Annotated in this window: 25 protein-coding genes; 12 read left to right on the top strand and 13 right to left on the bottom strand. The window is 65.7% G+C overall.

Annotated elements, in window-relative coordinates; all coding sequences use genetic code 11:
* Positions 1–197: 197 nt before the first annotated feature.
* The 10 genes from J5M67_RS13630 to zur form a co-directional block, all read right to left on the bottom strand.
* Positions 198–599 (bottom strand): biopolymer transporter ExbD, encoded by a 402-nt coding sequence (locus J5M67_RS13630; protein WP_207885860.1) that lies wholly within the window; start codon positions 597–599, stop codon positions 198–200.
* Position 600: 1 nt separating this feature from the next.
* Entirely contained in the window at positions 601–1,317 is a 717-nt protein-coding gene (locus J5M67_RS13625; protein WP_207885859.1) for a MotA/TolQ/ExbB proton channel family protein, read from the bottom strand.
* A gap of 48 nt (positions 1,318–1,365) precedes the next feature.
* Positions 1,366–2,175: an energy transducer TonB gene (locus J5M67_RS13620; protein WP_207885858.1), complete on the bottom strand. Its 810-nt coding sequence runs from the start codon at positions 2,173–2,175 to the stop codon at positions 1,366–1,368.
* Positions 2,176–2,604: 429 nt separating this feature from the next.
* The gene (locus J5M67_RS13615; protein ID WP_207885857.1) at positions 2,605–3,387 is read right to left on the bottom strand and encodes a MetQ/NlpA family ABC transporter substrate-binding protein; all 783 of its coding nucleotides are present in this window, start codon (positions 3,385–3,387) and stop codon (positions 2,605–2,607) included.
* Between the two features lie 42 nt (positions 3,388–3,429).
* On the bottom strand, positions 3,430–4,095 hold the full coding sequence (locus J5M67_RS13610) for a methionine ABC transporter permease (RefSeq protein ID WP_207885856.1): 666 nt from the start codon (positions 4,093–4,095) through the stop codon (positions 3,430–3,432).
* The gene (locus J5M67_RS13605) at positions 4,092–5,102 is read right to left on the bottom strand and encodes a methionine ABC transporter ATP-binding protein (protein WP_207885855.1); all 1,011 of its coding nucleotides are present in this window, start codon (positions 5,100–5,102) and stop codon (positions 4,092–4,094) included. Before J5M67_RS13605 ends, J5M67_RS13610 begins: the two co-directional genes overlap by 4 nt.
* A gap of 323 nt (positions 5,103–5,425) precedes the next feature.
* Positions 5,426–5,812: a hypothetical protein gene (locus J5M67_RS13600; protein ID WP_207885854.1), complete on the bottom strand. Its 387-nt coding sequence runs from the start codon at positions 5,810–5,812 to the stop codon at positions 5,426–5,428.
* A 37-nt stretch (positions 5,813–5,849) separates the two neighbouring features.
* Entirely contained in the window at positions 5,850–6,638 is a 789-nt protein-coding gene (gene znuB / locus J5M67_RS13595) for a zinc ABC transporter permease subunit ZnuB (RefSeq protein WP_207885853.1), read from the bottom strand.
* Positions 6,631–7,431 carry a zinc ABC transporter ATP-binding protein ZnuC gene (znuC, locus tag J5M67_RS13590; RefSeq protein WP_207885852.1) on the bottom strand — a complete coding sequence of 267 codons (801 nt, stop codon included), beginning with the start codon at positions 7,429–7,431 and terminating at the stop codon, positions 6,631–6,633. Before znuC ends, znuB begins: the two co-directional genes overlap by 8 nt.
* Complete coding sequence (zur, locus tag J5M67_RS13585) at positions 7,431–7,937, bottom strand: zinc uptake transcriptional repressor Zur (RefSeq protein ID WP_207885851.1); 507 nt, start codon at positions 7,935–7,937, stop codon at positions 7,431–7,433. Before zur ends, znuC begins: the two co-directional genes overlap by 1 nt.
* Positions 7,938–8,008: 71 nt before the next feature.
* Here zur and J5M67_RS13580 point away from each other — a divergent pair, with 71 nt between their 5' ends.
* The 4 genes from J5M67_RS13580 (at position 8,009) to J5M67_RS13565 (ending at position 12,794) form a co-directional block, all read left to right on the top strand.
* The gene (locus tag J5M67_RS13580) at positions 8,009–8,941 is read left to right on the top strand and encodes a metal ABC transporter solute-binding protein, Zn/Mn family (RefSeq protein WP_207885850.1); all 933 of its coding nucleotides are present in this window, start codon (positions 8,009–8,011) and stop codon (positions 8,939–8,941) included.
* 362 nt (positions 8,942–9,303) lie between these two features.
* Entirely contained in the window at positions 9,304–11,538 is a 2,235-nt protein-coding gene (locus J5M67_RS13575) for an adenosylcobalamin-dependent ribonucleoside-diphosphate reductase (RefSeq protein ID WP_207885849.1), read from the top strand.
* Positions 11,539–11,553: 15 nt separating this feature from the next.
* Complete coding sequence (locus tag J5M67_RS13570; RefSeq protein WP_207885848.1) at positions 11,554–12,243, top strand: NrdJb; 690 nt, start codon at positions 11,554–11,556, stop codon at positions 12,241–12,243.
* A gap of 233 nt (positions 12,244–12,476) precedes the next feature.
* On the top strand, positions 12,477–12,794 hold the full coding sequence (locus tag J5M67_RS13565) for a hypothetical protein (RefSeq protein WP_207885847.1): 318 nt from the start codon (positions 12,477–12,479) through the stop codon (positions 12,792–12,794).
* 211 nt (positions 12,795–13,005) lie between these two features.
* On the opposite strand, the gene J5M67_RS13560 is transcribed toward J5M67_RS13565, so the two are convergent.
* Both J5M67_RS13560 and J5M67_RS13555 read right to left on the bottom strand, forming a co-directional pair.
* Positions 13,006–13,956, bottom strand: a complete 951-nt coding sequence (locus J5M67_RS13560) for a homoserine kinase (RefSeq protein ID WP_207885846.1) — start codon at positions 13,954–13,956, stop codon at positions 13,006–13,008.
* Between the two features lie 34 nt (positions 13,957–13,990).
* On the bottom strand, positions 13,991–14,278 hold the full coding sequence (locus J5M67_RS13555) for a DUF2782 domain-containing protein (RefSeq protein WP_207885845.1): 288 nt from the start codon (positions 14,276–14,278) through the stop codon (positions 13,991–13,993).
* Positions 14,279–14,352: 74 nt separating this feature from the next.
* On the opposite strand from J5M67_RS13555, the gene polA reads away from it, so the two are divergent.
* The gene (gene polA / locus J5M67_RS13550; RefSeq protein ID WP_207885844.1) at positions 14,353–17,094 is read left to right on the top strand and encodes a DNA polymerase I; all 2,742 of its coding nucleotides are present in this window, start codon (positions 14,353–14,355) and stop codon (positions 17,092–17,094) included.
* A 269-nt stretch (positions 17,095–17,363) separates the two neighbouring features.
* Here polA and yihA read toward each other — a convergent pair whose 3' ends face one another.
* On the bottom strand, positions 17,364–18,017 hold the full coding sequence (gene yihA, locus J5M67_RS13545; protein WP_207885843.1) for a ribosome biogenesis GTP-binding protein YihA/YsxC: 654 nt from the start codon (positions 18,015–18,017) through the stop codon (positions 17,364–17,366).
* 190 nt (positions 18,018–18,207) lie between these two features.
* Between yihA and J5M67_RS13540 the strand changes: the two genes are divergently transcribed.
* The 7 genes from J5M67_RS13540 to glmS all read left to right on the top strand — a co-directional run bounded on the left by J5M67_RS13540 (position 18,208) and on the right by glmS (position 25,482).
* Positions 18,208–18,498, top strand: coding sequence for a cytochrome c5 family protein (locus J5M67_RS13540; RefSeq protein WP_207885842.1), 291 nt, complete (start codon positions 18,208–18,210; stop codon positions 18,496–18,498).
* Between the two features lie 47 nt (positions 18,499–18,545).
* Positions 18,546–19,151, top strand: a complete 606-nt coding sequence (locus tag J5M67_RS13535) for a cytochrome c (RefSeq protein WP_207885841.1) — start codon at positions 18,546–18,548, stop codon at positions 19,149–19,151.
* A 168-nt stretch (positions 19,152–19,319) separates the two neighbouring features.
* Positions 19,320–19,961, top strand: coding sequence for a thiol:disulfide interchange protein DsbA/DsbL (locus tag J5M67_RS13530; RefSeq protein WP_207885840.1), 642 nt, complete (start codon positions 19,320–19,322; stop codon positions 19,959–19,961).
* Between the two features lie 10 nt (positions 19,962–19,971).
* Entirely contained in the window at positions 19,972–20,844 is an 873-nt protein-coding gene (locus J5M67_RS13525) for an endonuclease/exonuclease/phosphatase family protein (protein WP_207885839.1), read from the top strand.
* On the top strand, positions 20,841–22,709 hold the full coding sequence (locus tag J5M67_RS13520) for a GGDEF domain-containing protein (RefSeq protein ID WP_207885838.1): 1,869 nt from the start codon (positions 20,841–20,843) through the stop codon (positions 22,707–22,709). Before J5M67_RS13525 ends, J5M67_RS13520 begins: the two co-directional genes overlap by 4 nt.
* A 150-nt stretch (positions 22,710–22,859) precedes the next feature.
* Positions 22,860–23,630 carry a DeoR/GlpR family DNA-binding transcription regulator gene (locus tag J5M67_RS13515; protein WP_207885837.1) on the top strand — a complete coding sequence of 257 codons (771 nt, stop codon included), beginning with the start codon at positions 22,860–22,862 and terminating at the stop codon, positions 23,628–23,630.
* Positions 23,631–23,646: 16 nt separating this feature from the next.
* Positions 23,647–25,482 (top strand): glutamine--fructose-6-phosphate transaminase (isomerizing), encoded by a 1,836-nt coding sequence (gene glmS / locus J5M67_RS13510; protein ID WP_207885836.1) that lies wholly within the window; start codon positions 23,647–23,649, stop codon positions 25,480–25,482.
* Positions 25,483–25,514: the final 32 nt, after the last annotated feature.

Raw genomic sequence — 25,514 nt, 5'->3', positions numbered from 1 at the left:
TGCCGGCTGCTCCGAGCTGGCCTGTTGCACATCGCGGACGGAGTCCGCTCCTACGCGATCAACGGCTACCGGCGCGAAGCGCGGATAAAAAAAGGCCGCTCACCCCTGCCTGAGTATTGGGTGAGCGACCTTGAAGCCTGTGGCGTTGTGGAGGTCCCGTTTTACGCCCGCTCTATTTCAAGGGTTTTACAACCTCCTCAACGCGCGGTGATCACTGCCAGCTTGGTAATCCCGGCCTTCTCGATGGAGGCCATGGCCTTGGCCACCTGGCCGTAGTTCACGCCCTCGTCTGCCTGCAGCTGCACGCGTACTTCGGCATCTTTCGCCTTGGCCGCCGCCAGGTTGCTCTGCAACAGGTCCGGCTGGATCTCGTCCTTGTTGATAAACCACTTGCCGGCGCCGTCGATGCTCACCACCAGCGGGTCCTTCTGCTCCGGCGGCGCGACCGCCTCGGTCTTGGGCAGGTTGATCGGGATGGCGTTGGTCAGCAGCGGCGCGGTGACGATGAACACCACCAGCAGCACCAGCATCACGTCCACCAGCGGGGTGACGTTGATCTCGGAGAGAACCTCGTCGCTGTCCTGGGTCGAGAAGGCCATGTCAGCTCGCCTCCTTCACGCTGGCGCCGGCAGCCGGTTTGCGCACGGCGGTGGGCAGGGTGACGACGCGGAAGGCGCTCTTCTGCGCGAGGCTGTAGAAGTCGTGGGCGAAGTCGTCGAGGTCGGCCGCGGTGAGCTTCAGGCGGCGCAGGAAGTAGTTGTAGACCAGCACCGCCGGCACGGCGACGGCGATACCCACGCCGGTGGCGATCAGCGCGCTGCCGATGGGGCCGGCGACGGTTTCCAGGCTCGCGGAACCTGCGGCGCTGATGCCCTTGAGCGCTTCCATGATGCCCCACACGGTGCCGAACAGGCCGATGAAGGGCGAGGTGGAGCCGATCGAGGCGAGCACCGCCAGACCGGATTCCAGGGAGCGACGCTCGCGCTGGATCTGCTGGCGCAGGGCGCGTTCGAGACGGTCCTGATGGTTGATCGACTGGGCCAGGTCCGGCTGGCCATTGTCCTGGACCTGGATCGCGGCGAAACCGGCCTGGGCCACGCGGGCGCCGGCGCCGGGCTTGCCGGCGGCCTGGTCACCGGCCGATTCGAGGCTGGTGGCGCTCCAGAACTGCTTCTGGAAGCGCTTGTCCTGGGACTTCTGGCGGGTGAACTGGACGCCTTTCACCAGGGCCAGGGCCCAGGTGACGACGGAGAAGCCGACCAGCAGCCAGATGACTGCGCCTTCGACGGATTCCAGGGGGTTCAAGGGCAGACTCATGGTTTTCTCCTTCCGCAGCTCTTGTGCGGCTTATCGATGCGGTTCGAATCAGTGCAATTTGAAGTCGATGGGCACGCTGACCCAGCCGTCCTGGGCCACGTCGCCGCGCTTGGCAGGGACGAAGCTCCAGCGTTTCACCGCGCGCACCGCGGCATCGTCCAGAGCGTCGCGACCGCTGCTCTTCTGCACCTGGATCTCGCTCGGGCTACCGCTGGCGAGAACGTGCACACGCAGCAGTACGGTGCCTTCCCAACCACGGCGCTGGGCTAGGGGCGGGTATTCCGGCGCCGGGTTCTTCAGGTAACCGGCGCTGGCCGAGGGTGGCGTCAGCGGGGCCGGAGCCGGTGCCGCCGGGGCGGGCGGAGCCGGCGGCGGGGTTTCGGCCTTGGGCGGCGCGGGCTGCTCGACCGGCTTGGGTACGGGCTTGGGCTTGGCCACCGGTTTCGGCTTGGGTTTGGGGATCGGCTTGGGCGGCGGCGGTTTTACCGCGTTCTCGTCCACCACCGGAGGCGGCGGCTCCTGCACGACCGGTTCGGGAATCGGCTCGGGTGGCGGCGGCTCCACGACCGGTGGCGTCGGCGCGGTGAATTCGATGGTCATCGGCGGCACCTGCGGCGGTACCTCCGGCAGCTTCGGCGTGGGCTGCTGGCTCAGCCAGTAGACCACCGCGCCGTGCAGGGTCAGGGCGAACAGGCCGAGCAGCACCGCTTCGCGGCGGCTCAGTGCGCGGCTTTTCGCCGGTACATGGCGGCTCAGCTCCAGCGCGTGGCGCAGCGGGCGGCCGAGATCGACCAGGTCGCCGCCGGGCACGTGGCGCAGGAGGGCATCCGGCGCGAGGGCATGCTGGGGTTGAGCCATGAACGATCTCCTTGCTGGTCTGCGCGGCTCTGCGTCGCGCTTGAAACGGACCTGCATGATTGATGGAGCGTCTTAGCTCTTGAAGTGATTATTTTTGTTATTTAAATAACTTTTAGGACTAAATGATTCTGCCTGATCGCTGCAGACCGCGTGGCGCGTGGTGTTGCGCGAGGTCGGGAAAAACCGATGCTTTTACAGCATGAAAAATATGCGGGGAAGGTTGGTGCCAAACGTCCCAGAACTGCGGGATAGAGCCTATCTGTAGGAGCGAGCTTGCTCGCGAACCCGCCCAGCTCCGGCGCGACCGGCGAAACTCTGTTCGCGAGCAAGGACTAGGCGTCCCCCTCGGTCCTACGAAAGGCGAAAAGCCAGAAACGAAAAAGCCCGGTCATTCGACCGGGCTTTTCAGGAACCTCAGCTTCGCGGCGATCAGAACGCCGGAACCACGGCACCCTTGTACTTCTCGAGGATGAACTGCTTCACCTCCGGGCTGTGCAGGGCGGCGGCCAGCTTCTGCATGGCGGCGCTGTCCTTGTTGTCCGGACGGGCAACCAGGATGTTCACGTAGGGCGAATCGGAACCTTCGATGGCCAGCGCGTCCTTGGTGGGGTTCAGCTTGGCTTCCAGGGCGTAGTTGGTGTTGATCAGGGCGAGGTCGACCTGGGTCAGCACGCGCGGCAGGGTGGCCGCTTCCAGCTCACGCACCTTGATGTTCTTCGGGTTCTCGACGATGTCCTTCGGGGTGGCGGTGATCGAGGTGTTGTCCTTCAGCTTGATCACACCGACCTTGTCCAGCAGCAGCAGGGCGCGGCCGCCGTTGGTGGCGTCGTTGGGGATCACCACGGTGGCGCCGGCGGGCAGTTCTTCCAGCTTCTTGAACTTGGTGGAGTAAGCGCCCAGCGGCTCGATGTGCACGCCGGTGACGGCGGTCAGGCTGGTGCCCTTGGACTTGTTGAACTCGTTCAGGTACGGCTGGTGCTGGAAGAAGTTGGCGTCGAGACGCTTCTCGGCGACCTGGGTGTTGGGCTGCACGTAGTCAGTGAATTCCTTGACCTTCAGCTCCACGCCTTCTTTGGCCAGCATGGGTTTGACGAAGTTGAGGATCTCGGCGTGCGGCACCGGGGTGGCGGCGACGGTCAGGGTGTCGGCGGCCTGGGCCAGCGGGGCGGAGAGGGCTGCGGCGGCAGTGAAAGCGGCGAGCAGTTTTTTCATTGTTGGCTCCTGGAAAAAGCCCGCGTCCGGCGGGCCGTGCGGTTACTTGCGGGAGAAGTGGACCACCAGCTTGTCGCCGACGGTCTGCAGGATCTGTACGAGCACCAGCAGCATCACCACGGTGACCACCATGACGTCGGTCTGGAAGCGCTGGTAGCCGAAGCGGATGGCCAGGTCGCCCAGGCCGCCGGCACCGACCACGCCGGCCATCGCGGTGTAGGACACCAGGGTGATGGCGGTGACGGTGATGGCGGCGATGATGCCCGGACGGGCCTCGGGCAGCAGGGCATTCCAGATGATCTGGCGGGTGCTGGCACCCATCGCCTGGGTGGCTTCGATGATGCCCTTGTCCACCTCGCGCAGCGCGGTTTCCACCAGCCTCGCGAAGAACGGCGTGGCGCCCACCACCAGCGGCGGAATGGCCCCGGCGACGCCCAGCGAGGTGCCGGTGATCAGCACGGTGAAGGGGATCATCACGATCAGCAGAATGATGAACGGCAGCGAGCGCAGCACGTTCACCACGAAGGACAGCAGGGCGTAGACCGCGCGGTTCTCGAACATCTGCTTGGGCCCGGTGAGGAACAGCAGCACGCCCAGCGGCAGGCCCAGGACGATGGTGAACAGCAGCGAACCGCCGAGCATCCAGAAGGTGTCGATGCTGGCCTGGAGAATCTCGGACCAGTCGATATTGGCAAAGAACTCATTCATGCGCGCAGCACCTCGACGTGGACTTCGGCGGCGTTCAGCTGCGCCATGGCGGCCTCGATGTCACCGCCCACCAGGGACAGGGTGAGCTGGCCGTAGGGCTGGTCCTTGATGCGGTCGATACGCCCCGCGAGGATGCTGTAGTCGACGCCGGTCTGGCGCGCGACGGTGCCCAGCAGCGGCGCGTAGGTCGCCTCGCCACGGAAGGTCAGGCGCAGGATGCGGCCCGGCACGTGGGCGAAGTCGTCGTGCTGCTCGTCCTCGTCCACGCGCTCGGCCTCGAAGACGAAGCGGCGGGTGGTGTCGTGCTGCGGATGCAGGAACACGTCGGCGACGTCGCCCTGCTCGACGATGCGGCCGGCGTCCATCACCGCCACCTGGTCGCAGACGCGGCGGATCACATCCATCTCGTGGGTGATCAGGACGATGGTCAGCTTCAGCTCGCGGTTGATTTCCGCCAGCAGCTGCAGAACCTGGCCGGTGGTCTGCGGGTCGAGGGCGCTGGTGGCCTCGTCGCAGAGCAGGATGGTCGGCCGGCAGGCGAGCGCGCGGGCGATGCCGACGCGCTGCTTCTGGCCGCCGGAAAGCTGCGCCGGATACTTGCGGGCGTGGTCCTTGAGGCCGACGCGCTCCAGCAGCTCGTCTACCCGTGCGCTGATCTCGGCGGCGCTGTAGGTGCCGGCGAGCTTCATCGGCATGGCGATGTTGTCGGCGACGGTCTTGGAGGCCAGCAGGTTGAAGTGCTGGAAGATCATCCCGACGCGCTGGCGGAAGCGGCGCAGGCCGTCGGCGTCCAGGGCGGTGATGTCTTCGCCGTCGATGACGATGCGCCCGCCGCTGGGCTCTTCCAGGCGGTTGATCAGGCGCAGCAGGGTGCTTTTACCGGCGCCGGAATGGCCGATCAGGCCGAAGACCTGGCCGCCCTCGATGGTCAGGCGGGTGGGCTGCAGGGCCGGGATATCGCGTCCGGCGACGCGATAGGTCTTGTGGACGTCGTGGAATTCGATCACGTAGCAAACCTTGTGGGTACGGCGTGTGGGAACCTGTTTACGGCGTGCTGCGCGTCGGCATTACTGCGTTGAAAACAGGCGAGAAATGCTCATTTACGCGTCAGTAGACTCCGCTTTCTCGCCTGTTTTCGCCTTGTACTGCTCTAGCTCGCAAGCCCTAAACAGGTTCGGGACCTACTAAGTTGTCGAGGGATAAACGACAAACGTAGGCGGTCAGCCAAAACCGCGCATTTTAACCTGCTTTTTTATGGCTGATTAATCTTTGTTCAGATAAGGGCAGAACAAAAGAGAATAAAGGGCGCCACGAATGGGCGCCCGAGGGGTTACGGCGCGCAGTTCGGCTGGGTGGCCGGAGCAACCGGAACCGCGGGCTTCTGCAGGCCGCTGACGTCGGCGGCGACGCCGGGGGCGCGCGGCATCAGCGAGCGGGCGCGGGTCAGGTTCGCGCTGGCGCCGTTGACGTCGCCGTTCTGCAGTGCCTTGCGGCTGCGCTCCAGGTAGGCGTCGGCCAGGCGCTGGCGGCGTTCGGTGAGCTGGGTCGCGGTTTCCTGTTCGGAGCCGAGCGCAAGCTGCGCGGATTCCAGGCGGCCGGCGGCCAGTTCGGTTTCGAAGCCACTGCTGCTGGTCGGGTTGCTCGCGGTGCTCTGGCAGGCCGCGAGGGCCAGCGCCAGGGTCATCAGCGCGAACAGGCGGATGACGAACGACTTCATGCGTCAGGGTCTCTTTTGATCAAAAAATCGCCAAATTCTACACCGTCCGGCGCGGCAGGACAAAACTCAGCAGGAACAGGGCCGCCGCGCTGACCACGATGGAGGGGCCGGCGGGGGTGTCCTTGAACCAGGACAGCGACAGCCCCGCGCACACCGCTATCAATCCGATCAGACTCGCGCCGAAGGCCATTTGTTCAGGGCTGCGGGCATGCCGTTGGGCGGCGGCGGCGGGGATGATCAGCAGGGAGGTGATCAGCAGCACGCCGACGATCTTCATGGCCACGGCGATGACGATGGCGATCAGCAGCATCAGCGCCAGGCGGATGGCGGTGACCGGCAGGCCCTCGACCCGCGCCAGTTCCTCGTGCACGGTGATCGCCAGCAGCGGTCGCCACAGCCAGCAGATCAGCCCCAGCACCAGGGCGCTGCCGGCGATTATCCACAGGAGGTCGGTGTGGCTAACGGCGAGCAGGTCGCCGAACAGGTAGGCCATCAGGTCGACGCGCACTTCCTTCATGAAGCTCAGGGTCACCAGGCCCAGGGACAGCGTGCTGTGAGCGAGGATGCCGAGCAGGGTGTCGGCGGCCAGCGGCTGGCGTTGCTGCAGGGTCACCAGCAGCACGGCGAGCAGCACGCAGCCGACGGTCACCGCCAGGGTCGGGCTGACGTCCAGCAGGAAGCCGAGGGCCACACCGAGCAGCGCGGCGTGGGACAGGGTGTCGCCGAAATAGGCCATGCGCCGCCAGACGACGAACGAACCCAGGGGCCCGGCGACCAGCGCCAGGGCCAGCCCGGCGAGGAGGGCGTTGAGCAGGAAATCAGCCATGGTTGCAGTCGGGGCCGTGCTGGTGGACCGGCGTGAAGCGCGTGCCGGCGGGGAAGGCGGGTTTCACCACCTCGCCGTGCAGGTCGTGGGAATGGTCGTGGTGGTGGTGATAGACCGCGAGGCTGCGGGCGTCCTGGCCGAACAGCTCGACGAAGGCCGGGTCGCCGCTGACCTGTTCCGGGTGCCCGGAGCAGCAGACGTGGCGGTTCAGGCAGACCACCTTGTCGGTGGCGCTCATCACCAGGTGCAGGTCATGGGAGACCATCAGCACGCCGCAGCCGAGGCGGTCGCGCAGGCGGCCGATCAGGCGGTACAGCTCGGCTTGCCCGGCAACGTCGACGCCCTGCACGGGTTCGTCGAGCACCAGCAGTTCCGGCTTGCGCAGCAGGGCGCGGGCCAGCAGCACGCGTTGCAGCTCGCCGCCGGAAACACTCTGCAGCGGCTTGTCGATCACGTGGGCGGCACCGACTTCCTTCAGCGCCTCCAGCGCCTGGGAGCGTTGCACGCCGGGCACCAGGCGCAGGAAGCGCAGCACGGTGAGCGGCAGGGTCGGGTCGACGTGGAGCTTCTGCGGCATGTAGCCGATGGACAGTTTCGGCTGGCGCCAGACGCTGCCGGTGTCGGGCTTGAGCAGGCCGAGCACGCTGCGCACCAGGGTCGTCTTGCCGGCGCCGTTGGGGCCGATCAGGGTGACGATCTCGCGCGGGGCGATGGTCAGGTCGACGTTCTGCAGCACCGGCTGGCCGGCGTAGCTGACGCCGACGCCTTGCAGGCGGATCAGGGCGTCGCTCATCAGGCCTCCCGCTTGCCGGGGGCGCAGGCGCCGCAGAGGCCGACCACTTCGACGGTCTGGGTTTCCACCGCGAAACCGACGCCCTTGGCGCCGGCGACGATGGCTTCGCTGATGGCCGGCTGTTCCAGCTCGATGGCGGTCTTGCAGGCGCGGCAGATCAGGAACTGGCCTTCATGGGCGTGTTCGGGGTGGGCGCAGCCAATGAAGGCGTTGAGCGAGGCGATGCGGTGCACCAGGCCGTTTTCCAGGAGGAAGTCCAGCGCGCGGTAGACCGTCGGCGGCGCCGCCTTGCGGCCGTCTTCCTCGCTCAGCACGGCGAGGATGTCGTAGGCGCCCAGCGGCTTGTGGCTGGCCCAGACCAGCTCCAGCACGCGCCGGCGCAGCTCGGTCAGGCGCACGCCCTGGCGCGCGCACAGCGCATCGGCGTCGGCCAGGGCGCTGGCCACGCAATTGGCGTGGTCATGCGGGCGGCAGGCGAGGGGAGTCTTGGGGGCGATCTTGTACATGCGGCGGCGACGCTCGTGTGTAGAGACGTTATTATATTACTCTTTCATCATCCCCCTGTGTGAGTGCCGCCGTGTCCTTCCGTCCCGCCGCTCTGCTGATCACCTGCTGCGCCCTGCTGCTCAGCCTCCCCGCCCGCGCCGAGGTCAGCGTGCTGACCAGCATCAAGCCGCTGCAGCTGATCGCCGCCGCCATCCAGGACGGCGAAGGCACCCCGGATGTGCTGCTGCCGCCGGGTGCCTCGCCGCACAGCTACTCGCTGCGCCCATCCGATATTCGCCGGGTGCGCGACGCGCAGCTGTTCTACTGGGTCGGGCCGGACCTGGAAAACTTCCTGCCCAAGGTGCTGGAAAGCCGCAAGGGCCCAAGCGTGGCCGTGCAGGACCAGGCCGGCATGCACCTGCGCAAGTTCGCCGACTTCAGCGGGTCCAACCATCCGGACCACGATGATGACGATACGGGCCACGACCACGATCACCGCCCCGGCATGATCGACGCCCACCTCTGGCTGCTGCCGGCCAACGCCCAGGTGATCGCCGCGCGCATGGCCGAGGACCTGGCCATCGCCGATCCGGCCAACGCCAGCCGCTACCAGGCCAACCTGAAGGCCTTCGATGAGCGCATGGAGCAGCTCGATGCGCGCCTGAAGCAGCGTATCGATCCGCTCAAGGGCAAGCCGTTCTTCGTCTTCCACGAGGCGTTCGACTATTTCGAGGAAGCCTACGGGTTGCGCCACACCGGGGTATTCGCCGTGTCCGCTGATGTGCAGCCGGGCGCCCGCCACGTGGCGTCCATGCGTGCGCAACTGCAGAAGGCCGGACCTTCCTGCATCTTCAGCGAACCGCCGATCCGCCCGCGCCTGGCCGACACCCTGAGCCAGGGGCTGCCAGTGCGCCTGGCCGAGCTGGATGACCTGGGAGTGGGCGTGAAGGTGGATGCCCAGGGCTACGAGAACCTGCTGGGCAACCTGGCGGGTGAGTTTGCGGGGTGCCTGGAGAAGCTCTGATCGAGCTCATCCGCCCCGAGTCCGGGCCCATGGGTGTTCAAGCAAATGCGCCGATGCTTGGACGTAGGGCGTATAACGTTCGATGTTATACGCCGTTTGACCCTGCTATCGGGGCGCTCCGGGCTTGACCTTGACGCTGGCGATGAGCCGAGGTGTATCGGCGTACAACCGCGAACGGTTGTACGCCCTACGGTTCGAATACCCCAGTTTTCCCCGCGCCTGATCGTCGCACCCGGCCCTCAGCGAAAATCCTCTCCTCCTGTCTCCAAACCTGCCGACCGTCTGGAACTCCGGCCCCATCGCAGCGTCTGCCGTCCAACCGACTATGTTGTCTTGTTGGGAGCTTGCGGCACTACATATTGATGCCTGTCAGTTTTCGGCTCCCACATATTGGGTTTACTCGCGCTCCGTTGTGCCTGCCACCCAACTGCCAGGAGGTTATTTCCCGGATGGCCAAGACCGATGCGCGCCCCCGTGGCGCAGACCAAGGAGTCCTCGCCCTGCAACCCGCTTCGCAGGATATCTGGGACAGCAAATACCGCCTGAAGCACAAGGACGGCAAACCCATCGACGCCAGCGTCGACGAGACCTGGCAGCGGGTCGCCCGCGCCCTGGCCGGGGTCGAGGCCAACAAGGCGCTGCGCGAGCACTGGTACGAACGCTTCCTCTGGGCCCTGCGCAATGGTGCGATCCCGGCCGGGCGGATCATTTCCAACGCCGGCGCCCAGGGGCACAAGCCGGCCACCTCGACCATCAACTGCACCGTCTCGGGGATCATCCGCGACTCCATGGACGACATCCTGCAGAAGGTCCACGAGGCCGGGCTGACGCTGAAGGCCGGCTGTGGCATCGGCTACGAATTCAGCACCCTGCGCCCGCGCGGCGCCTATGTTTCCGGGGCCGGCGCGCACACCAGCGGGCCGCTGTCCTTCATGGATATCTACGACAAGATGTGCTTCACCGTCAGCTCCGCCGGGGGGCGGCGTGGCGCGCAGATGGGCACCTTCGACGTCAGCCACCCGGACGTCCGCGAGTTCATCCGCGCCAAGCGCGAGGACGGCCGCCTGCGCCAGTTCAACCTCAGCCTGCTGATCACCGATGGCTTCATGGCTGCGGTGGAGGCCGATGAGGAGTGGCCGCTGGTGTTCCCGGTGCACCAGAAGGAACGCGACGAAGTCGACCTGGAAGACGCCGAGCAGGTGGTCTGGCGCGACTGGCCGGTGCACGAGGAATACCTGGTGCGCGACGACGGCCAGGTGGCCTGCCGGGTCTACGGCCGGGTCAGGGCGCGGCACCTGTGGGACATGATCATGGTCTCCACCTACGACTATGCCGAGCCGGGCTTCATCCTCATCGACCGGGTCAACGAGCTGAACAACAACTGGTGGTGCGAGGCCATCCGCGCCACCAACCCCTGCGGCGAGCAGCCACTGCCTCCGTATGGTTCCTGCCTGCTGGGCTCGGTGAACCTCACCTGCTTCGTGAATGAGCCCTTTGGCGAGAACGCGCGCTTCGACTGGGAGCGCTTCCGCGAAGTCGTCCGCGTCTTCACCCGCATGCTCGACAACGTGGTGGAAATCAACGGCCTGCCGCTGGCGCAGCAGCGCGCGGAAATCCTCGGCAAGCGTCGTCATGGCATGGGCTTCCTCGGCCTGGGCTCGGCGCTGACCCTGCTCAAGCTGCGCTACGGCAGCCCGGAAGCCTGCGTGTTCACCGAGGAAGTGGCGCGGGAAATGGCCCTGGTGGGCTGGGAAGTGGCCCTGGAACTGTCCCGCGAGAAAGGCCCGGCGCCGGCCCTGGCGCAGGACTACGAAGTGACCGCCGAGATGCTGCGCAAGCGGCCGGAGATGGCCGACGATGGCTACAAGGTCGGCGACAAGGTAGCCGGCCGGGTACTCCACGCCAGGTACTCGCGCTACATGCAGCGGGTCGCCGAGTACGCGCCGCAGCTGGTGAACGAGTTGGCCGAGCAGGGCGCGCGCTTCACTCACCACAGCTCCATCGCGCCCACCGGAACCATCAGCCTGAGCCTGGCCAACAACGCCTCCAACGGCATCGAGCCGAGCTTCGCCCACCACTATTCGCGCAACCTGATCCGCGCCGGACGCAAGACCAAGGAGAAGATCTCGGTCTACAGCTACGAGCTGCTGGCCTACCGCGCCCAGGTGGACAGCCACGCGGTGCCGGACGCCGAGGAGGAGAAGCATCGCCTGCCGGACTACTTCATCACCGCCGACGACATCAGTCCGCAGCAGCATGTGGACATCCAGGCGGCGGCGCAGAAGTGGATCGACTCGTCGATCTCCAAGACCGCCAACGTCCCCACCGACTACCCGTTCGAGCAGTTCAAGGACATCTACCTCTACGCCTGGCGCCAGGGCCTGAAGGGCTGCACCACCTTCCGCTTCAACCCGGCGGCCTTCCAGGGCGTGCTGGTGAAGGAGGCGGACCTGGAGAAGACGGTGTACCGCTTCGAGCTGGAAGACGGCAGCGTGGTGGAGTTCAGGGGCAACGAGGAAGTGGAGTACGACGGCGAGATTCACACGGCCGCCAACCTCTTCGACGCCCTGAAAGAAGGCTATTACGGCAAGTACTGATACCCCTGGAGAGACGTGATGAGTGTCAAGATCAACCAGAAGATCAAAGGCTTCCAGGTGGTGGACGTGGCCGAGGAAAAGGCTCGCGCCGAGGCCGCCCAGGCGGCCGCCGTGGTGAAGATGGACGAGACCCTGCAGCGGCCGGAAATGCTGGTGGGCGCCACCTACAAGATCAAGTCGCCGCTGTTCGAGCACGCGTTGTACGTGACCATCAACGACGTGGTGCTCAACCCGGACACCCCCTATGAGCAGCGCCGGCCCTTCGAGATCTTCATCAACTCGAAGAACATGGACCACTTCCAGTGGATCGTCGCGCTCACCCGGATCATGTCGGCGGTGTTCCGCAAGGGCGGCGATTGCACCTTCCTGGTGGAGGAGATGAAGGCCGTGTTCGACCCGCGCGGCGGCTACCTCAAGCGCGGCGGCGTCTACATGCCTTCCATCGTCGCCGAGATCGGCGCCGTGGTGGAGCGCCACCTGGTCGCCATCGGCCTGATGGAGGGGCCGCAGCTGGACGAGGAGCAGCGCCTGTACCTGGCCGAGAAACGTGCGGCCTATGAAGCGGCGCAGGGCACCAACAAGGCCGAGCCTGGCGAAGGCTTCCCCGCTGGCGCGCAGCTATGCGGCAAGTGCAACACCATGGCGGTGGTGCAGATGGATGGGTGCGCCACCTGTCTCAACTGCGGGCATTCGAAGTGTGGGTGAGCGGGGTGAGCCGGAGTCTTTGCGACGCATGCGTCGCCCGGCGAACGACCGGCCATGGATGGCCGGGCCGGGGTTGAACTTGAGCAGAGGAGTCACGGCAGGGATGCCTGCTCCGGGTTGGATCTTCGCTCCCGCATGCGTCGCGTGGGTAAATTCTCGGTTAGCGGAGAATACGTCTAAAGATTTCAGCCCAAGATTGGGGCTGCTGGCTCTACTGCAAGGAGCAACTGCTCATGGGTCCCAAAACGACAGAGCTGCTGAATATTCTCGATGAGCTTGTCGCCTTACTCCATGCGGCTGGTGAGATGCACTGGGCTCATTGGCTGGAGAGAGATGCTTGTCGTCTGCGAGAGCGAGATTTCTACGGCGTAGAGCATTTTCTAAATGCATTCGGTGGCATGGGAAGTATCAACGACCTAATCATTCATCCGGAGAACGGGCATCGGATTTCTGCTGACGAAATCCGAAACGTTAACGAGCGATTGGATACGCTGTTGAACCGGGGCGCTACGTTGGGCAAAGAGATCGTTCGTTGTCACGAGGCTGGCTGATTCAAGCCTCCGTGCGTAGGGCATATGCCCAGGAGATCCAAACTGGATCCTGGAATTAGCGTGGGGCGCGGAATGTCGGCGTACAACCGCGAACGGTTGTACGCCCTACGGTGTGCAGAGCTCTCGTAGGAGCGGATTTATCCGCGATCCGGTCGGCAGGCCGGTGCCATGGCTATCGCGGACGGAGTCCGCTCCTACGAAGATCTGCCGCTTACAGCGCAAACGGCAAATGAATCTCCACCTTCTGCCGCTTCGCCAGGCGCCGCTCGAACTCGCTCGGGTCATGGATCAGCACATCCTGGCCGGCAAAGGCTTCGGCTGCGATCAGCCGCGACAGCCAGAAACGCACGCAGGCCACCCGCAGCATCTCCGGCCACAGCTCGGCTTCCAGCGCGGTGAACGGCCGCTTGGCCGCATAGGCCGCCAGCAGCGCGCGGGCGCGCGGGCCGTCGAGGGCGCCGTCTTCGGTGGAGCACCAGTCGTTCACGGTGATCGCCAGGTCATAGAGCATCCAGCCCGAGCAGGCGTTGTAGAAGTCGATCAGCCCGGCCAGGTGCGGGCCGTCGAACAGCACATTGTCGCGGAACAGGTCGGCGTGCAGGTTGGCGCGCGGCAGCGCCGGCTGCTCGGCGAGCAGGCGGGCGATTTCTTCCAGGGCGTCGGCCAGCAGCGTGGCGGCAGTGCCGGAAAGGTGCGACTGGAAGGCCTGGCCTTCATGCAGCATCCAGCTCAGGCCGCGATCGCTCGGACGCTCGATGATGCGTCCGCGGGTTGCCAGGTGCAGGCGGGCCAGCAGGTTGCCGACTTCCTGGCAATGGTGGTTGTTCGGTGTGCGTTCATGCCGGCCCGGCAGGCGCGGCTGCAGCAGCGCCGGCTTGCCTTCGAGCTGGCGCAGCGCCTCGCCATCCTTCGTGCGCAGCGCATAGGGCACCGGCAGGTCGGCGTCGTGCAGCACGTCGAGCAGCTCGATGAAGAACGGCATTTCCTGCACCGGACCGCGTTCGACCAGGGTCAGGACGAACTCGCCCTGCTCCATGCTGACGAAGAAGTTGCTGTTTTCCGAACCCTCGGCAATGCCACGGAAATCATGCAGGCGGCCGAGGCCATAGGGGGCGAGGAACTCTTCAAGAACGGGACGTTCCAGAGGTGTGAATACCGACATGCTCAATCCTCTGGAGCGTCGTGGGTGAATGGGTTTACCAGCTGAAGATCTGCCACTGCGGGATCAGCTTGTCCGGTTGGTCCGAGCGGATGAAGTTGCCGTCGCTGCCGTCCTGGCGCACCAGGAAGTACGGCTTGCCGTGCTTGGGGGTGACCTTGATGGCGTAGAGGAAACCGTTCACACGGTATTCCTGGATGGTCTTGTCGCCCTCCTGGCGGATGGTTACATCCGGTTCCGGCGAGGGTGCATCGTCCGCCGCCATGACGGAAGTCGCGCCAAGACCCAGCACAGCGGCGAGCAACAGGCGGTTCAACGTACGCATGATAACCTTGTCCCTTTGTCGAATTGGCTACGGACAGTTTAGCCCGAGCCCTTCTGAAAAGGTTGATTCCCCTCATGAGCCAAGCACCCCTCGTCCTCGTGGACGGCTCTTCCTACCTGTATCGCGCCTTCCATGCCCTGCCGCCGCTGACCACCTCCACCGGCATGCCGACCGGCGCGGTGAAGGGCGTGCTGAACATGCTCAAGAGTCTGCGCAAGCAGTACCCCGACAGCCCCTTCGCGGTGGTGTTCGACGCCAAGGGCCCGACCTTCCGCGACGCGCTCTTCGCCGAGTACAAGGCCAATCGCCCGTCGATGCCGGACGAGCTGCGCGTGCAGGTCGAGCCGCTGCACGCCAGTGTGCGGGCGCTGGGCCTGCCGCTGTTGTGCGTGGAAGGCGTGGAGGCGGACGACGTGATCGGCACCCTGGCCCGGCGCAGCGCCGCGGCGGGGCGGGCGGTGGTGATCTCCACCGGTGACAAGGACATGGCGCAGTTGGTCGATGGGCACATTACGTTGGTCAACACCATGACCGGAAGCGTGCTCGACCCCGATGGCGTAAAAGAGAAATTCGGTGTCGGTCCTGAGCTGATCATCGATTACCTCGCACTGATGGGCGACAAGGTGGACAACATTCCGGGCGTGCCCGGCGTGGGCGAGAAAACCGCGCTGGGCCTGCTGGTCGGCGTCGGTGGCGGCCTGGATGTGCTCTACGCCAGCCTGGACAAGGTGCCCGAGCTGCCGATCCGCGGCGCCAAGAGCCTGCCGGCCAAGCTGGAAGAGCATCGCGAGATGGCGTTCCTCTCCTACGAGCTGGCGACCATCAAGACCGACGTCGAACTGGACGTCGAAGTCGATGCGCTGCATCCGGGCGAGCCGCAGCGCGAGGCGCTGATCGGCCTGTACCGCGAGCTGGAATTCAAGAACTGGCTGGACGACCTGCTGCGCGAGGCCAAGGACGAGGGCGGCGGCGACGCCGAGGCCGTGTCGATCCAGGCCACCGCCCAGTACGACACCGTGCTGGAGCAGGCCGAGTTCGACGCCTGGCTGAAGAAGCTGGAAGCCGCCGACCTGATCGCCTTCGACACCGAGACCACCAGCATCGACCCGCAGCAGGCGCAGGTGGTGGGCGTGTCCTTCGCGGTCAAGGAAGGCGAGGCCGCCTACGTGCCGCTGGCCCACAGTTATATGGGCGTGCCGGCGCAGCTGGACCGCGACGCCGTGCTCCGCGCGCTCAAGCCGCTGCTGGAAGACCCGAAGAAGCGCAAGGTCGGCCAGCACGCCAAGTACGACATGAACGTCCTGGCCAACGCCTCGACGCCCATCGCCGTGCAGGGCATCGCCTACGACACCATGCTCGAATCCTACGTGCTGGACTCCACCGCGACCCGCCACGACATGGACAGCCTGGCGCTCAAGTACCTGGGCCACAGCACCATCCGCTTCGAGGACATCGCCGGCAAGGGCGCCAAGCAGCTGACCTTCGACCAGATCGCCATCGAGCAGGCCGGCCCCTACGCGGCCGAGGATGCCGACGTGACCCTGCGCCTGCACCAGACCCTGTGGGCCAGGCTGCAGGCCATCCCGTCGCTGGAGAAGGTCCTGACCGAGATCGAGATGCCGCTGGTGCCGGTGCTGGCGCGCATCGAGCGCAACGGCGCGCTGGTCGACGCCAACCTGCTGGGCAGGCAGAGCGTCGAACTGGGCGAGAAGATGGTCGAGCTGGAACGCAAGGCCTATGACCTGGCCGGGCAGGAGTTCAACCTCGGCTCGCCCAAGCAGCTGGGCGCCATCCTTTATGAAAAGCTCGGCCTGCCGGTGCTGGCCAAGACCGCCACCGGCCAGCCGTCCACCGCCGAGAATGTCCTCGCCGACCTAGCCGAGCAGGACTACGAGCTGCCCAAGGTGATCATGCAGTACCGCTCCCTGAGCAAGCTCAAGAGCACCTACACCGACAAGCTGCCGGAGCAGATCAACCCGCGTACCGGACGTATCCACACCAGCTACCATCAGGCGGTGGCGGCGACCGGCCGGCTGTCCTCCAGCGACCCGAACCTGCAGAACATCCCGATCCGCACCGCCGAGGGCCGGCGTATCCGCCAGGCCTTCGTCGCGCCCAAGGGCTACAATCTGCTGGCGGCGGACTACTCGCAGATCGAACTGCGCATCATGGCCCACCTGGCCAAGGACGAAGGCCTGCTGGACGCCTTCCGCCACGACCGCGACGTGCACCGCGCCACCGCCGCCGAAGTCTTCGGCGTGCCGCTGGATGAGGTCACCTCCGACCAGCGCCGCAGCGCCAAGGCGATCAACTTCGGCCTGATCTACGGCATGAGCGCCTTCGGCCTGGCCAAGCAGATCGGCGTCGAGCGCAAGGAGGCCCAGGCCTACATCGACCGCTATTTCGCCCGCTATCCCGGCGTGCTCGCCTACATGGAGCGCACCCGCGCCCAGGCCGCCGAGCAGGGCTTCGTCGAGACGCTGTTCGGCCGCCGCCTGTACCTGCCGGAAATCGCCTCGAAGAACGCCGCCATGCGCAAGGCCGCCGAACGCACCGCGATCAACGCGCCCATGCAGGGAACCGCCGCGGACATCATGAAACGCGCCATGGTGGCTGTGGATAACTGGCTGCAGGACAGCGGGATCGACGCCCGCGTGATTCTCCAGGTGCACGACGAACTGGTGCTGGAGGTGCGCGAGGACCTGGTACAGCAGGTCAGCGACACCATCCGCCCGCTGATGAGCGGCGCGGCGGAGCTGGACGTGCCGCTGGTGGTCGAGGCCGGCGTGGGGGCGAACTGGGACGAGGCACACTGACGAACGGTCGAGAGGCCCGGGTGGCGGGCCTCTCACTCGGCCGATGAGCGGTAGTTCAGGGGCTTGCGGAAAATATTTTCGTGGCCTGCTGAACTTTCCCGCAAAGGCCCCAGTCAGAACACGTGAATGGCTGGTGAAGCCCTTCGATGCTCCTTTGCAGTGTTTAGTGTTGGCAGATTACTGGACCCCGCCCTAGCGGTCCGGACTTAAACCCCGAACTTCCCCCTCCCCATACGAAGCTCGGGGTTTTTTTTGCCTGCGATTTGCCCTCAGGCTTCCTCGCCGGCCTCCTCTTCCTCGTCATCCAGCAGCCCCAGCCAGCCGGCCAGGACCATCTGTGCCTCTTCCACGCCCTGGCGCTTGGGCGCGGAGAACAGCTGCAGGGTGGCGACATCGCCCCAGCCCTGCTGGATTTCCTTGCGCACCTTGAGCAGCGCGTTCTTCGCCGCGCCGAAGGCGAGCTTGTCGGCCTTGGTCAGCAGCACGTGGATCGGCAGCCGGCTGGCCTGGGCCCAGTCCAGCATCAGGCGGTCGAAATCGGTCAGCGGGTGGCGGATATCCATCAGCAGCACCACGCCGGCGAGGGCGTTGCGGCTGCTCAGGTAGGCCTCCAGGTGCTGCTGCCAGTGCAGCTTCAGCGGGATCGGCACCTTGGCGTAGCCGTAGCCGGGCAGGTCGACCAGGCGGCGTTCGTCATCCAGGCGGAAGAAGTTCAGCAGCTGGGTGCGGCCCGGGGTTTTGGAGGTGCGCGCCAGGTTCGCATGGGTCAGGGCGTTCAGCGCGCTGGACTTGCCTGCGTTGGAGCGGCCGGCGAAGGCGACTTCCAGGCCGGTGTCTTCCGGGCATTGGTTCACCTTGGCGGCGCTGATGAGGAAAGTGGCCTGTTGGCACAGGCCGAGAATCGGGTTTTTCGCAGGGTTCATCGAGGACATTGGCATCTTCGCAGAGGGGTGCGACCAGGTGTCGCGGGGAGCGGGCTCGTTTCCGTTTCGGCATTGGAAGTATATAATGCCGCGGATTTTGTGTGCGCTTTATCCCCCAGGGTCGGGCGCCACGGGGACCCCATTAGCCCGCGCATCAGAACGCGGACGTTCCCAGACGATGAGGATAATCATGAAGAAACTGCTGTTCGCAGCCATCGTTGCCGCGCTGGCCACCAGCGCTCAGGCCGCTCAGGATCCGGAAGCCGTGTTCAACCGAGCCTGTGGCGCCTGCCACAGTGGCCAGTTGCCGATGGCGCCGAAGAAGGGCGACGCCGCAGCGTGGAAGCCGCGCCTGGAAAAGGGCATGGACACGCTGGTGCAACATGTGACCAACGGTTTCAACGCGATGCCTCCTCGCGGCCTGTGCACCGACTGCAGCGCCGAGGATTACCAGGCCATCATCCAGTGGATGTCCAAGTAATCCCGGAAGCCCTACTCTTTCACCCTTAGCCGTTATTGGATTAGCTGATGAACAAATTGATCGTGAGTCTGCTGTTGACCCTGGGCCTTACCGGCGTTGCGCACGCCGCTGGCGATGCCAAGGCCGGTCAGGCGAAAGCTGCTGTGTGCGGCGCCTGCCATGGCGCCGATGGCAACAGCATGGCGCCGAACTTCCCGAAACTGGCCGGCCAGGGTGAGCGTTACCTGCTCAAGCAGATGCACGACATCAAGGAAGGTCGCCGCACCGTGCTGGAAATGACCGGCATTCTGACCAACGTCAGCGATCAGGACATGGCCGACATCGCTGCCTACTTCTCCAGCCAGAACACCAGCATCGGCATGGCCGATCCGAAACTTGTCGCCCAGGGCGAAGCCCTGTTCCGTGGCGGCAAGCTGTCCGAAGGCATGCCGGCCTGCACCGGTTGCCACAACCCCAGCGGCCTGGGCAACGCCGCTGCCGGCTTCCCGCACCTGGGTGGCCAGCACTCGGCCTACACCGCCAAGCAGCTGACCGCCTTCCGCGAAGGCGAGCGCACCAACGACGGCGACGCCATGATCATGCGCAGCATCGCCGCCAAGCTGTCCAACAAGGACATCGCCGCGATCTCCAGCTACATCGAAGGCCTGCACTAAGCGGCGCGCCGGGCGGAAATCGCCGGGATGAAAAAAGGGTGGCTTCGGCCGCCCTTTTTCGCATCCGCCGCCACTACAATGCTGGAACCGTGCCTGGCGCCCCAGGTCAAATCCGCTTCATCCCGCCGCGCCCGAGCGAGGCGGATCCGCTCAGCCAAGGAGTGAACCATGCGTAACCTGATTTTCACCGCCGCGCTTGCCTTTGCCGGCCTGTTCGCCCTCAACGCGAATGCCACCGAGTTCGAAGCTGGCAAGAGCTACACCGAGCTGAGCCAGGCCGTGCCTGTGTCCCAGCCGGGCAAGATCGAGGTGGTGGAGTTGTTCTGGTACGGTTGCCCGCATTGCTACGCCTTCGAGCCGACCATCAATCCGTGGATCGAGAAGCTGCCGGCCGATGTGCACTTCGTGCGCATCCCCGCCATGTTCGGCGGCCTGTGGAACATCCACGGCCAGCTGTACCTGACCCTGGAATCCATGGGCGTGGAGCAGAAGGTTCACCATGCGATCTTCGAAAAGCTGCACAACAACCCCAAGAGCCTGACCACCCCGGAAGAAATGGCCGCCTTCGTGGCTGAGCAGGGCCTGGACAAGGACAAGTTCCTCAGCACCTACAACTCCTTCGCCATCAAGGGCCAGATCGAGAAGGCCAAGAAACTGGCAATGGCCTACCAGATCAGCGGCGTACCGACCATGGTCGTCAACGGCAAGTACCGCTTCGACATCGGTTCGGCCGGCAGCCCGGACGCCGCGCTGGAGCTGGCTGACCAGCTGATCGCCAAGGAACGCGCCGCCGCCAAGGCCGCTCAGTAAGGAGCTGGCGATGCTGCGCCGGCGGACTCGCGATCGTGTCGCAGGGGCCTGCGTCCCGAAGGTGAATCCCGTCCAGGGGAGCGCCTCCGGCTTGCCCGACGACGGCCGGCTCCGCCTGCTCAGCTTCAATATCCAGGTCGGTATCAGCACCGAGCGGTACCGGCATTACCTGACTCGCGGCTGGCAGCACCTGCTGCCGACCGCGGGGCGGGCCAGCAACCTGCAGCGCATTGGCGAGCTGCTCGCCGACTACGACGTGGTCGCACTGCAGGAGGCCGACGGCGGCAGCATCCGCTCCGGCAACATCAACCAGGTCGAGCACCTGGCCCAGCTCGGTGCCTTCCCCTACTGGTACCAGCAGCTCAACCGCAATCTCGGGCGTATCGCCCAGCACAGCAACGGCCTGCTCAGCCGCCTGCAGCCCACCGCCCTGGAAGACCATCCGCTGCCCGGCCCGCCCGGACGCGGTGCGATCCTCATGCGCTTCGGCGAAGGCGAGGATGCCCTCGCGGTGGTGATGATGCACCTGGCCCTGGGTGCGCGAACCCGCACCCGCCAGCTCGCCTACATCCGCGAACTGCTGCAGGGCTACCGCCACCAGGTGCTGATGGGCGACATGAACACCCACGCCGCCGATCTGCTGGAAAGCTCGCCCCTGCGCGATCTCGGGCTGATCGCGCCGCAAGTGGAAGCCACCTTCCCCAGCTGGCGCCCGCAGCGCTGCCTGGACCATATCCTGCTCAGTTCCGAGCTGGCGCTGGAGCGCGTCAGCGTCCTGCCGCAACCGATTTCCGATCACCTTCCGGTGGCTGTGGAAATCCGTTTGCCGGATGCCTTGCGCACCTCCTCGTCGCTTGCGTTGCGCGGCGAGGCCCCTGAATGAGTCGCGAAGCCGAGCCACGCTGGAAACAGAAGTATCTCGATAACCTCGAACAGCAGGAAAAGCTCGAACGGCGCTGGAACGCCCGCGTCGACCTGCTGCGCCGCGGCCTGGTGCGCAGCAGCCTCGCAGCCGAAGGCAGCGACAAGGCGGTGGACGCCTGCATGAAGGAGCTGCGCGAGGTCCTGCGCCGCGACGAGATGGACGCCGGCCTTGCCCGCCTGATTCCGCAACTGGAACGTGCGGTGCTCGACTCCGAACAGCGCCGCCAGCAGCGTATCGAACAGAACATCGCGGCACTCTCCCAGCTCGCCCAGCAACTGCTGGCGCTGGAGCTGCCGGGAGAGGTGCGCAAGCCGCTGAAGAGCTTCGCCCGGGACATCGCCGCGCGAGCCAGCAGCTCCCGCGAGTTGCCGGCGCTGCTGTCTGAGCTGAGTGGTTTGCAACGTCGGGTACTGGAGCACTTCTACGGCGCTGGCGGCGAGCAGCGCCCCGGCCTGCTGCAACGCCTGTTCGGTGGTCGTGAAGCGGCCGCCGATGCGCCGGAAGAGCCGCTGGCGGCGACTGTCGCCGTGGCCGAGGCGACGGTGCTGGGCGAAGCAGTGGCGCACCAGGCCGAATCCCTGGCACCTGCACCGGTCGAGCCCGTTGCCGAACAGGCCAATGTGGCGACCAGCCCGGTGATTGCCGAAGTGCCGGCCGTATCTCCCGGCGTAACGTCCGCTCCGGCCCTGCTCGACAGCCTGCCATTGCCCCCCGGCCTTTTCGGTGAACCCGCCGAGGCAGCCGACCCCTACGCCCTGCCGGCGCGCCCGGAGCCGGGCTACAGCGCAGTCGCTCCGCATATCGAAGCCAGCCTGCTGCACCTGCTGGACGAAATGCACCTGCCGATGACCCATCAGCCCCAGGCCGATGCCCTGCGCACGCGCATTCACGGCAGCCTCAACTGGTACGAACTGGTGCCGGTGCTGGATGACCTGGCGGCGCTGGTGCTGTCGCTCAACGACAGCGGGCAGCGCGAGTTCGAAGGCTACCTGCACCAGCTCAACGAGCGCCTGGGCGCCTTCCTCGACGGACTGCAGGCCGTACATGACAACCACGCCGGCGCCAGCTCCAGCGCCCGCAGCCTGGACGACACGCTGCGCGAGCACGTCAGCGGGCTGAAGGACAGCGTGCTGGAGGCCACTGACCTCGAGAGCCTCAAGCGCCATGTGGAAAGCCGCCTGCAAGGGCTGGTCGGGACCATGGACCAGTTCCGCGAGGAGCGTGAAGCCCGTGAGCGCGAAGTGGGCGAGCGTATCCAGTCGCTGATGACGCGGGTGGCGAGCATGGAAGCCGAAGCCCAGACCTTCAAGGCCAACATCGAGGACCAGCGCCAGAAGGCCATGACCGACGCGCTCACCGGCCTGCCCAACCGCGCCGCGCTGATCGAGCGCCTGGAGCAGGAAGTGGCGCGCTGGGAGCGCTCCGGCGGCGATCTGCTGCTGGCGATCATGGATGTGGACCACTTCAAGCGCATCAACGACGACTTCGGCCACCTGGCCGGCGACAAGGTACTGAAGATCATTGCCACGGAGCTTTCCAAGCGCCTGCGCAAGACCGACTTCATCGCCCGCTTCGGCGGCGAGGAGTTCGTCGTGCTGCTGCCCGCAACGCCCCTGGAAGGCGGCCAGCGGCTGCTCGACCTGCTGCGTGGCGCGGTGGAAGCCTGCCCGTTCCACTTCAAGGGCGAGCGTCTGGTGATCACCTGCTCGGCCGGCTTGACGGCCTTCCGAGCCGGCGAGCGTGGTGATGTGGCCTTCGAGCGCGCCGACCAGGCGCTGTACCGCGCCAAGCGGGGCGGGCGCAATCGGCTGGAAGTGGACTGAGCCCCGCTCGGTGTTCCCGTAGGGCGTACAACCGCGAACGGTTGTATGCCCTACAGAAAAACTTTCCATTCACGCCATCAAATCTTGACGAACGAAAGTTCTTGGGTTTTGATTCGCACACTTATCTTTCGAATCGAAACTTAATCGTTCATGTCGAAACGCAACACGCCGCAACGCCGCCACGACATCCTGGCGCTGCTCGCCGAACAGGGCGAGGTCAGCGTGGACGACCTCGCGCACCGTTTCGCCACCTCCGAGGTCACCATCCGCAAGGACTTGGCCGCCCTCGAAGGCAATGGCCTGCTGCTGCGCCGCTATGGTGGCGCGGTACCGATGCCGCATGAGCTGATCGGCGAGCCGAGCCAGCCGCTGTCGCGCTACAAGCAGGCCATCGCCCGGGCCGCGGCGAGCTGCATCCGCGAGCATGCGCGGATCATCATCGACAGCGGCAGCACCACCGCGGCGTTGATTCCCGAGCTGGGGCGCAAGCCGGGCCTGGTGGTGATGACCAACTCCCTGAGTGTCGCCAACGCCCTGCGCGAGCTGGAGCGCGAGCCGGTGCTGCTGATGACGGGCGGAACCTGGGACCCGCACTCCGAGTCCTTCCAGGGCCAGGTCGCCGAGCAGGTGCTGCGTTCCTACGACTTCGACCAGCTGTTCATCGGCGCCACCGGCCTGGACATCGAGCGCGGCACCACCACCTTCAATGAGTTGCTGGGGCTCAGCCGGGTCATGGCCGAGGTCGCCCGCGAAGTGATCGTGATGGCCGAGGCGGACAAGCTGGGTCGCCGTATCCCCAACCTGGAACTGCCCTGGAGCAGCGTCCAGATCCTGATTACCGACGAACGCCTGAGTGACGAGGCGTTCGAACTGATCCAGGCGCGTGGCGTGAAAGTGATCCGCGCGCGCTGCGAAGACTGAAAAGGAGAGCCAATCCATGTGTGGAATCGTAGGCGCCATCGCCGAACGTAATGTGACCCCGATCCTCGTCGAAGGCCTCAAGCGCCTCGAGTACCGTGGCTATGACAGTGCCGGGGTGGCGGTAGTCGAAGGTTCCGGCGCGCTGGAACGCCGCCGCCGCGCCGGCAAGGTGTCCAGCCTGGAGCAGGCCATCGAGGAGCAGCCGCTGCTCGGCCGCCTGGGCATTGCCCATACCCGCTGGGCCACCCATGGCGCGCCCACCGAGGACAACGCCCACCCGCACTTCTCCCATGGCGAGCTGGCGGTGGTGCACAACGGCATCATCGAGAACCACGATGCGCTGCGCGAAATGCTCAAGGCGCGTGGCTACGTGTTCACGTCGCAGACCGACACCGAAGTCATCGTCCACCTGCTGCACCTGCGCCTGAGCGAGATGGGCGATCTCACCGTCGCGCTCAAGGCCGCGGTCAGCGAACTGCACGGTGCCTATGGCCTGGCGGTGATCAGCGCCAGGCAGCCGGATCGAATCCTCGCCGCCCGCAGCGGCAGCCCGCTGGTGATCGGCCTGGGCCTGGGTGAAAACTTCCTGGCATCCGACCAGTTGGCCCTGCGCCAGGTCACCGACCGCTTCATTTATCTGGAAGAAGGCGACATCGCCGAGATTCGCCGCGACAGCATCCAGCTGTGGGACGTGAAGGGCAATCCGGTGCAGCGCGAGGCCGTGCGTTATCACGAAGGCGCCGAGGCCGCCGACAAGGGCGAGTACCGCCACTTCATGCTCAAGGAGATCCATGAGCAGCCCTCCGTGGTGCAGCGCACCCTGGAAGGTCGCCTGGGCACCGAGCAGGTGCTGGTGGACAATTTCGGCCCCCAGGCCCGCGAACTGCTGGCCAAGGTGCGCAATGTGCAGATCGTCGCCTGCGGCACCAGCTACCACGCCGGCATGGTGGCCCGGTACTGGCTGGAAAGCCTGGTTGGCATTCCCTGCCAGGTCGAAGTGGCCAGTGAGTTCCGTTACCGCAAGGTCGCGGTCCATCCGGATTCGCTGTTCGTCACCATTTCCCAGTCCGGCGAAACCGCCGACACCCTGGCCGCCCTGCGCTATGCCAAGGAACTGGGCTTCCTCTCCAGCCTGGCCATCTGCAACGTCGCCACCAGTTCGCTGGTGCGCGAGTCGGAAATGACTCTGCTGACCAATGCCGGCCCGGAAATCGGCGTGGCCTCGACCAAGGCCTTCACCACCCAACTGGTCGCCCTGCTGCTGCTGACCCTGGGCATCGGCCAGGTGCAGAAGCGCCTGAACGACGGCGTTGAGGCTGAACTGGTGGCCGAGCTGCGCCGCCTGCCGACCCGCCTGGAAGAAGCCCTGGCAATGGATAAGGTGGTGGAGAAGATCAGCGAGCTGTTCGCCGAGAAGCACCACACCCTGTTCCTCGGCCGTGGCGCGCAATACCCGGTGGCGATGGAAGGTGCGCTGAAGCTCAAGGAAATCTCCTACATCCACGCCGAGGCCTATCCGGCCGGCGAACTCAAGCACGGCCCTCTGGCCCTGGTGGACGCCGACATGCCGGTGGTCACCGTGGCGCCGAACAACGAACTGCTGGAGAAGCTCAAATCCAACCTGCAGGAAGTGCGCGCCCGTGGCGGTGAACTGGTGGTCTTCGCCGAAGGCGGCAGCGGTATCGCCAATGGCGAAGGCACCCACGTGGTGGGCATGCCGGCGATCCACGATTGCCTGGCGCCGATCCTCTACACTGTGCCGCTGCAGCTGCTGTCCTACTACGTCGCGGTGCTCAAGGGCACTGACGTCGACCAGCCGCGTAACCTCGCCAAGTCCGTGACCGTGGAGTAAACCGTTCGCCGTCGCGATCCCCGCGGTGTCGG

Source organism: Pseudomonas sp. 30_B (assembly GCF_017491605.1).
Classification (GTDB): domain Bacteria; phylum Pseudomonadota; class Gammaproteobacteria; order Pseudomonadales; family Pseudomonadaceae; genus Pseudomonas.
This window is presented reverse-complemented; position numbering and strand designations above follow the sequence as displayed.

Bases quoted from the DNA above. Each gene is read 5' to 3' on its own strand.
- J5M67_RS13630 (WP_207885860.1), bottom strand. From the start codon at position 599: ATGGCCTTCTCGACCCAGGACAGCGACGAGGTTCTCTCCGAGATCAAC.
- J5M67_RS13625 (WP_207885859.1), bottom strand. From the start codon at position 1,317: ATGAGTCTGCCCTTGAACCCCCTGGAATCCGTCGAAGGCGCAGTCATC.
- J5M67_RS13620 (WP_207885858.1), bottom strand. From the start codon at position 2,175: ATGGCTCAACCCCAGCATGCCCTCGCGCCGGATGCCCTCCTGCGCCAC.
- J5M67_RS13615 (WP_207885857.1), bottom strand. From the start codon at position 3,387: ATGAAAAAACTGCTCGCCGCTTTCACTGCCGCCGCAGCCCTCTCCGCC.
- J5M67_RS13610 (WP_207885856.1), bottom strand. From the start codon at position 4,095: ATGAATGAGTTCTTTGCCAATATCGACTGGTCCGAGATTCTCCAGGCC.
- J5M67_RS13600 (WP_207885854.1), bottom strand. From the start codon at position 5,812: ATGAAGTCGTTCGTCATCCGCCTGTTCGCGCTGATGACCCTGGCGCTG.
- znuB (WP_207885853.1), bottom strand. From the start codon at position 6,638: ATGGCTGATTTCCTGCTCAACGCCCTCCTCGCCGGGCTGGCCCTGGCG.
- znuC (WP_207885852.1), bottom strand. From the start codon at position 7,431: ATGAGCGACGCCCTGATCCGCCTGCAAGGCGTCGGCGTCAGCTACGCC.
- zur (WP_207885851.1), bottom strand. From the start codon at position 7,937: ATGTACAAGATCGCCCCCAAGACTCCCCTCGCCTGCCGCCCGCATGAC.
- J5M67_RS13575 (WP_207885849.1), top strand. From the start codon at position 9,304: ATGCCTGTCAGTTTTCGGCTCCCACATATTGGGTTTACTCGCGCTCCG.
- J5M67_RS13565 (WP_207885847.1), top strand. From the start codon at position 12,477: ATGGGTCCCAAAACGACAGAGCTGCTGAATATTCTCGATGAGCTTGTC.
- J5M67_RS13560 (WP_207885846.1), bottom strand. From the start codon at position 13,956: ATGTCGGTATTCACACCTCTGGAACGTCCCGTTCTTGAAGAGTTCCTC.
- J5M67_RS13555 (WP_207885845.1), bottom strand. From the start codon at position 14,278: ATGCGTACGTTGAACCGCCTGTTGCTCGCCGCTGTGCTGGGTCTTGGC.
- polA (WP_207885844.1), top strand. From the start codon at position 14,353: ATGAGCCAAGCACCCCTCGTCCTCGTGGACGGCTCTTCCTACCTGTAT.
- yihA (WP_207885843.1), bottom strand. From the start codon at position 18,017: ATGAACCCTGCGAAAAACCCGATTCTCGGCCTGTGCCAACAGGCCACT.
- J5M67_RS13540 (WP_207885842.1), top strand. From the start codon at position 18,208: ATGAAGAAACTGCTGTTCGCAGCCATCGTTGCCGCGCTGGCCACCAGC.
- J5M67_RS13535 (WP_207885841.1), top strand. From the start codon at position 18,546: ATGAACAAATTGATCGTGAGTCTGCTGTTGACCCTGGGCCTTACCGGC.
- J5M67_RS13530 (WP_207885840.1), top strand. From the start codon at position 19,320: ATGCGTAACCTGATTTTCACCGCCGCGCTTGCCTTTGCCGGCCTGTTC.
- J5M67_RS13525 (WP_207885839.1), top strand. From the start codon at position 19,972: ATGCTGCGCCGGCGGACTCGCGATCGTGTCGCAGGGGCCTGCGTCCCG.
- J5M67_RS13520 (WP_207885838.1), top strand. From the start codon at position 20,841: ATGAGTCGCGAAGCCGAGCCACGCTGGAAACAGAAGTATCTCGATAAC.
- J5M67_RS13515 (WP_207885837.1), top strand. From the start codon at position 22,860: ATGTCGAAACGCAACACGCCGCAACGCCGCCACGACATCCTGGCGCTG.
- glmS (WP_207885836.1), top strand. From the start codon at position 23,647: ATGTGTGGAATCGTAGGCGCCATCGCCGAACGTAATGTGACCCCGATC.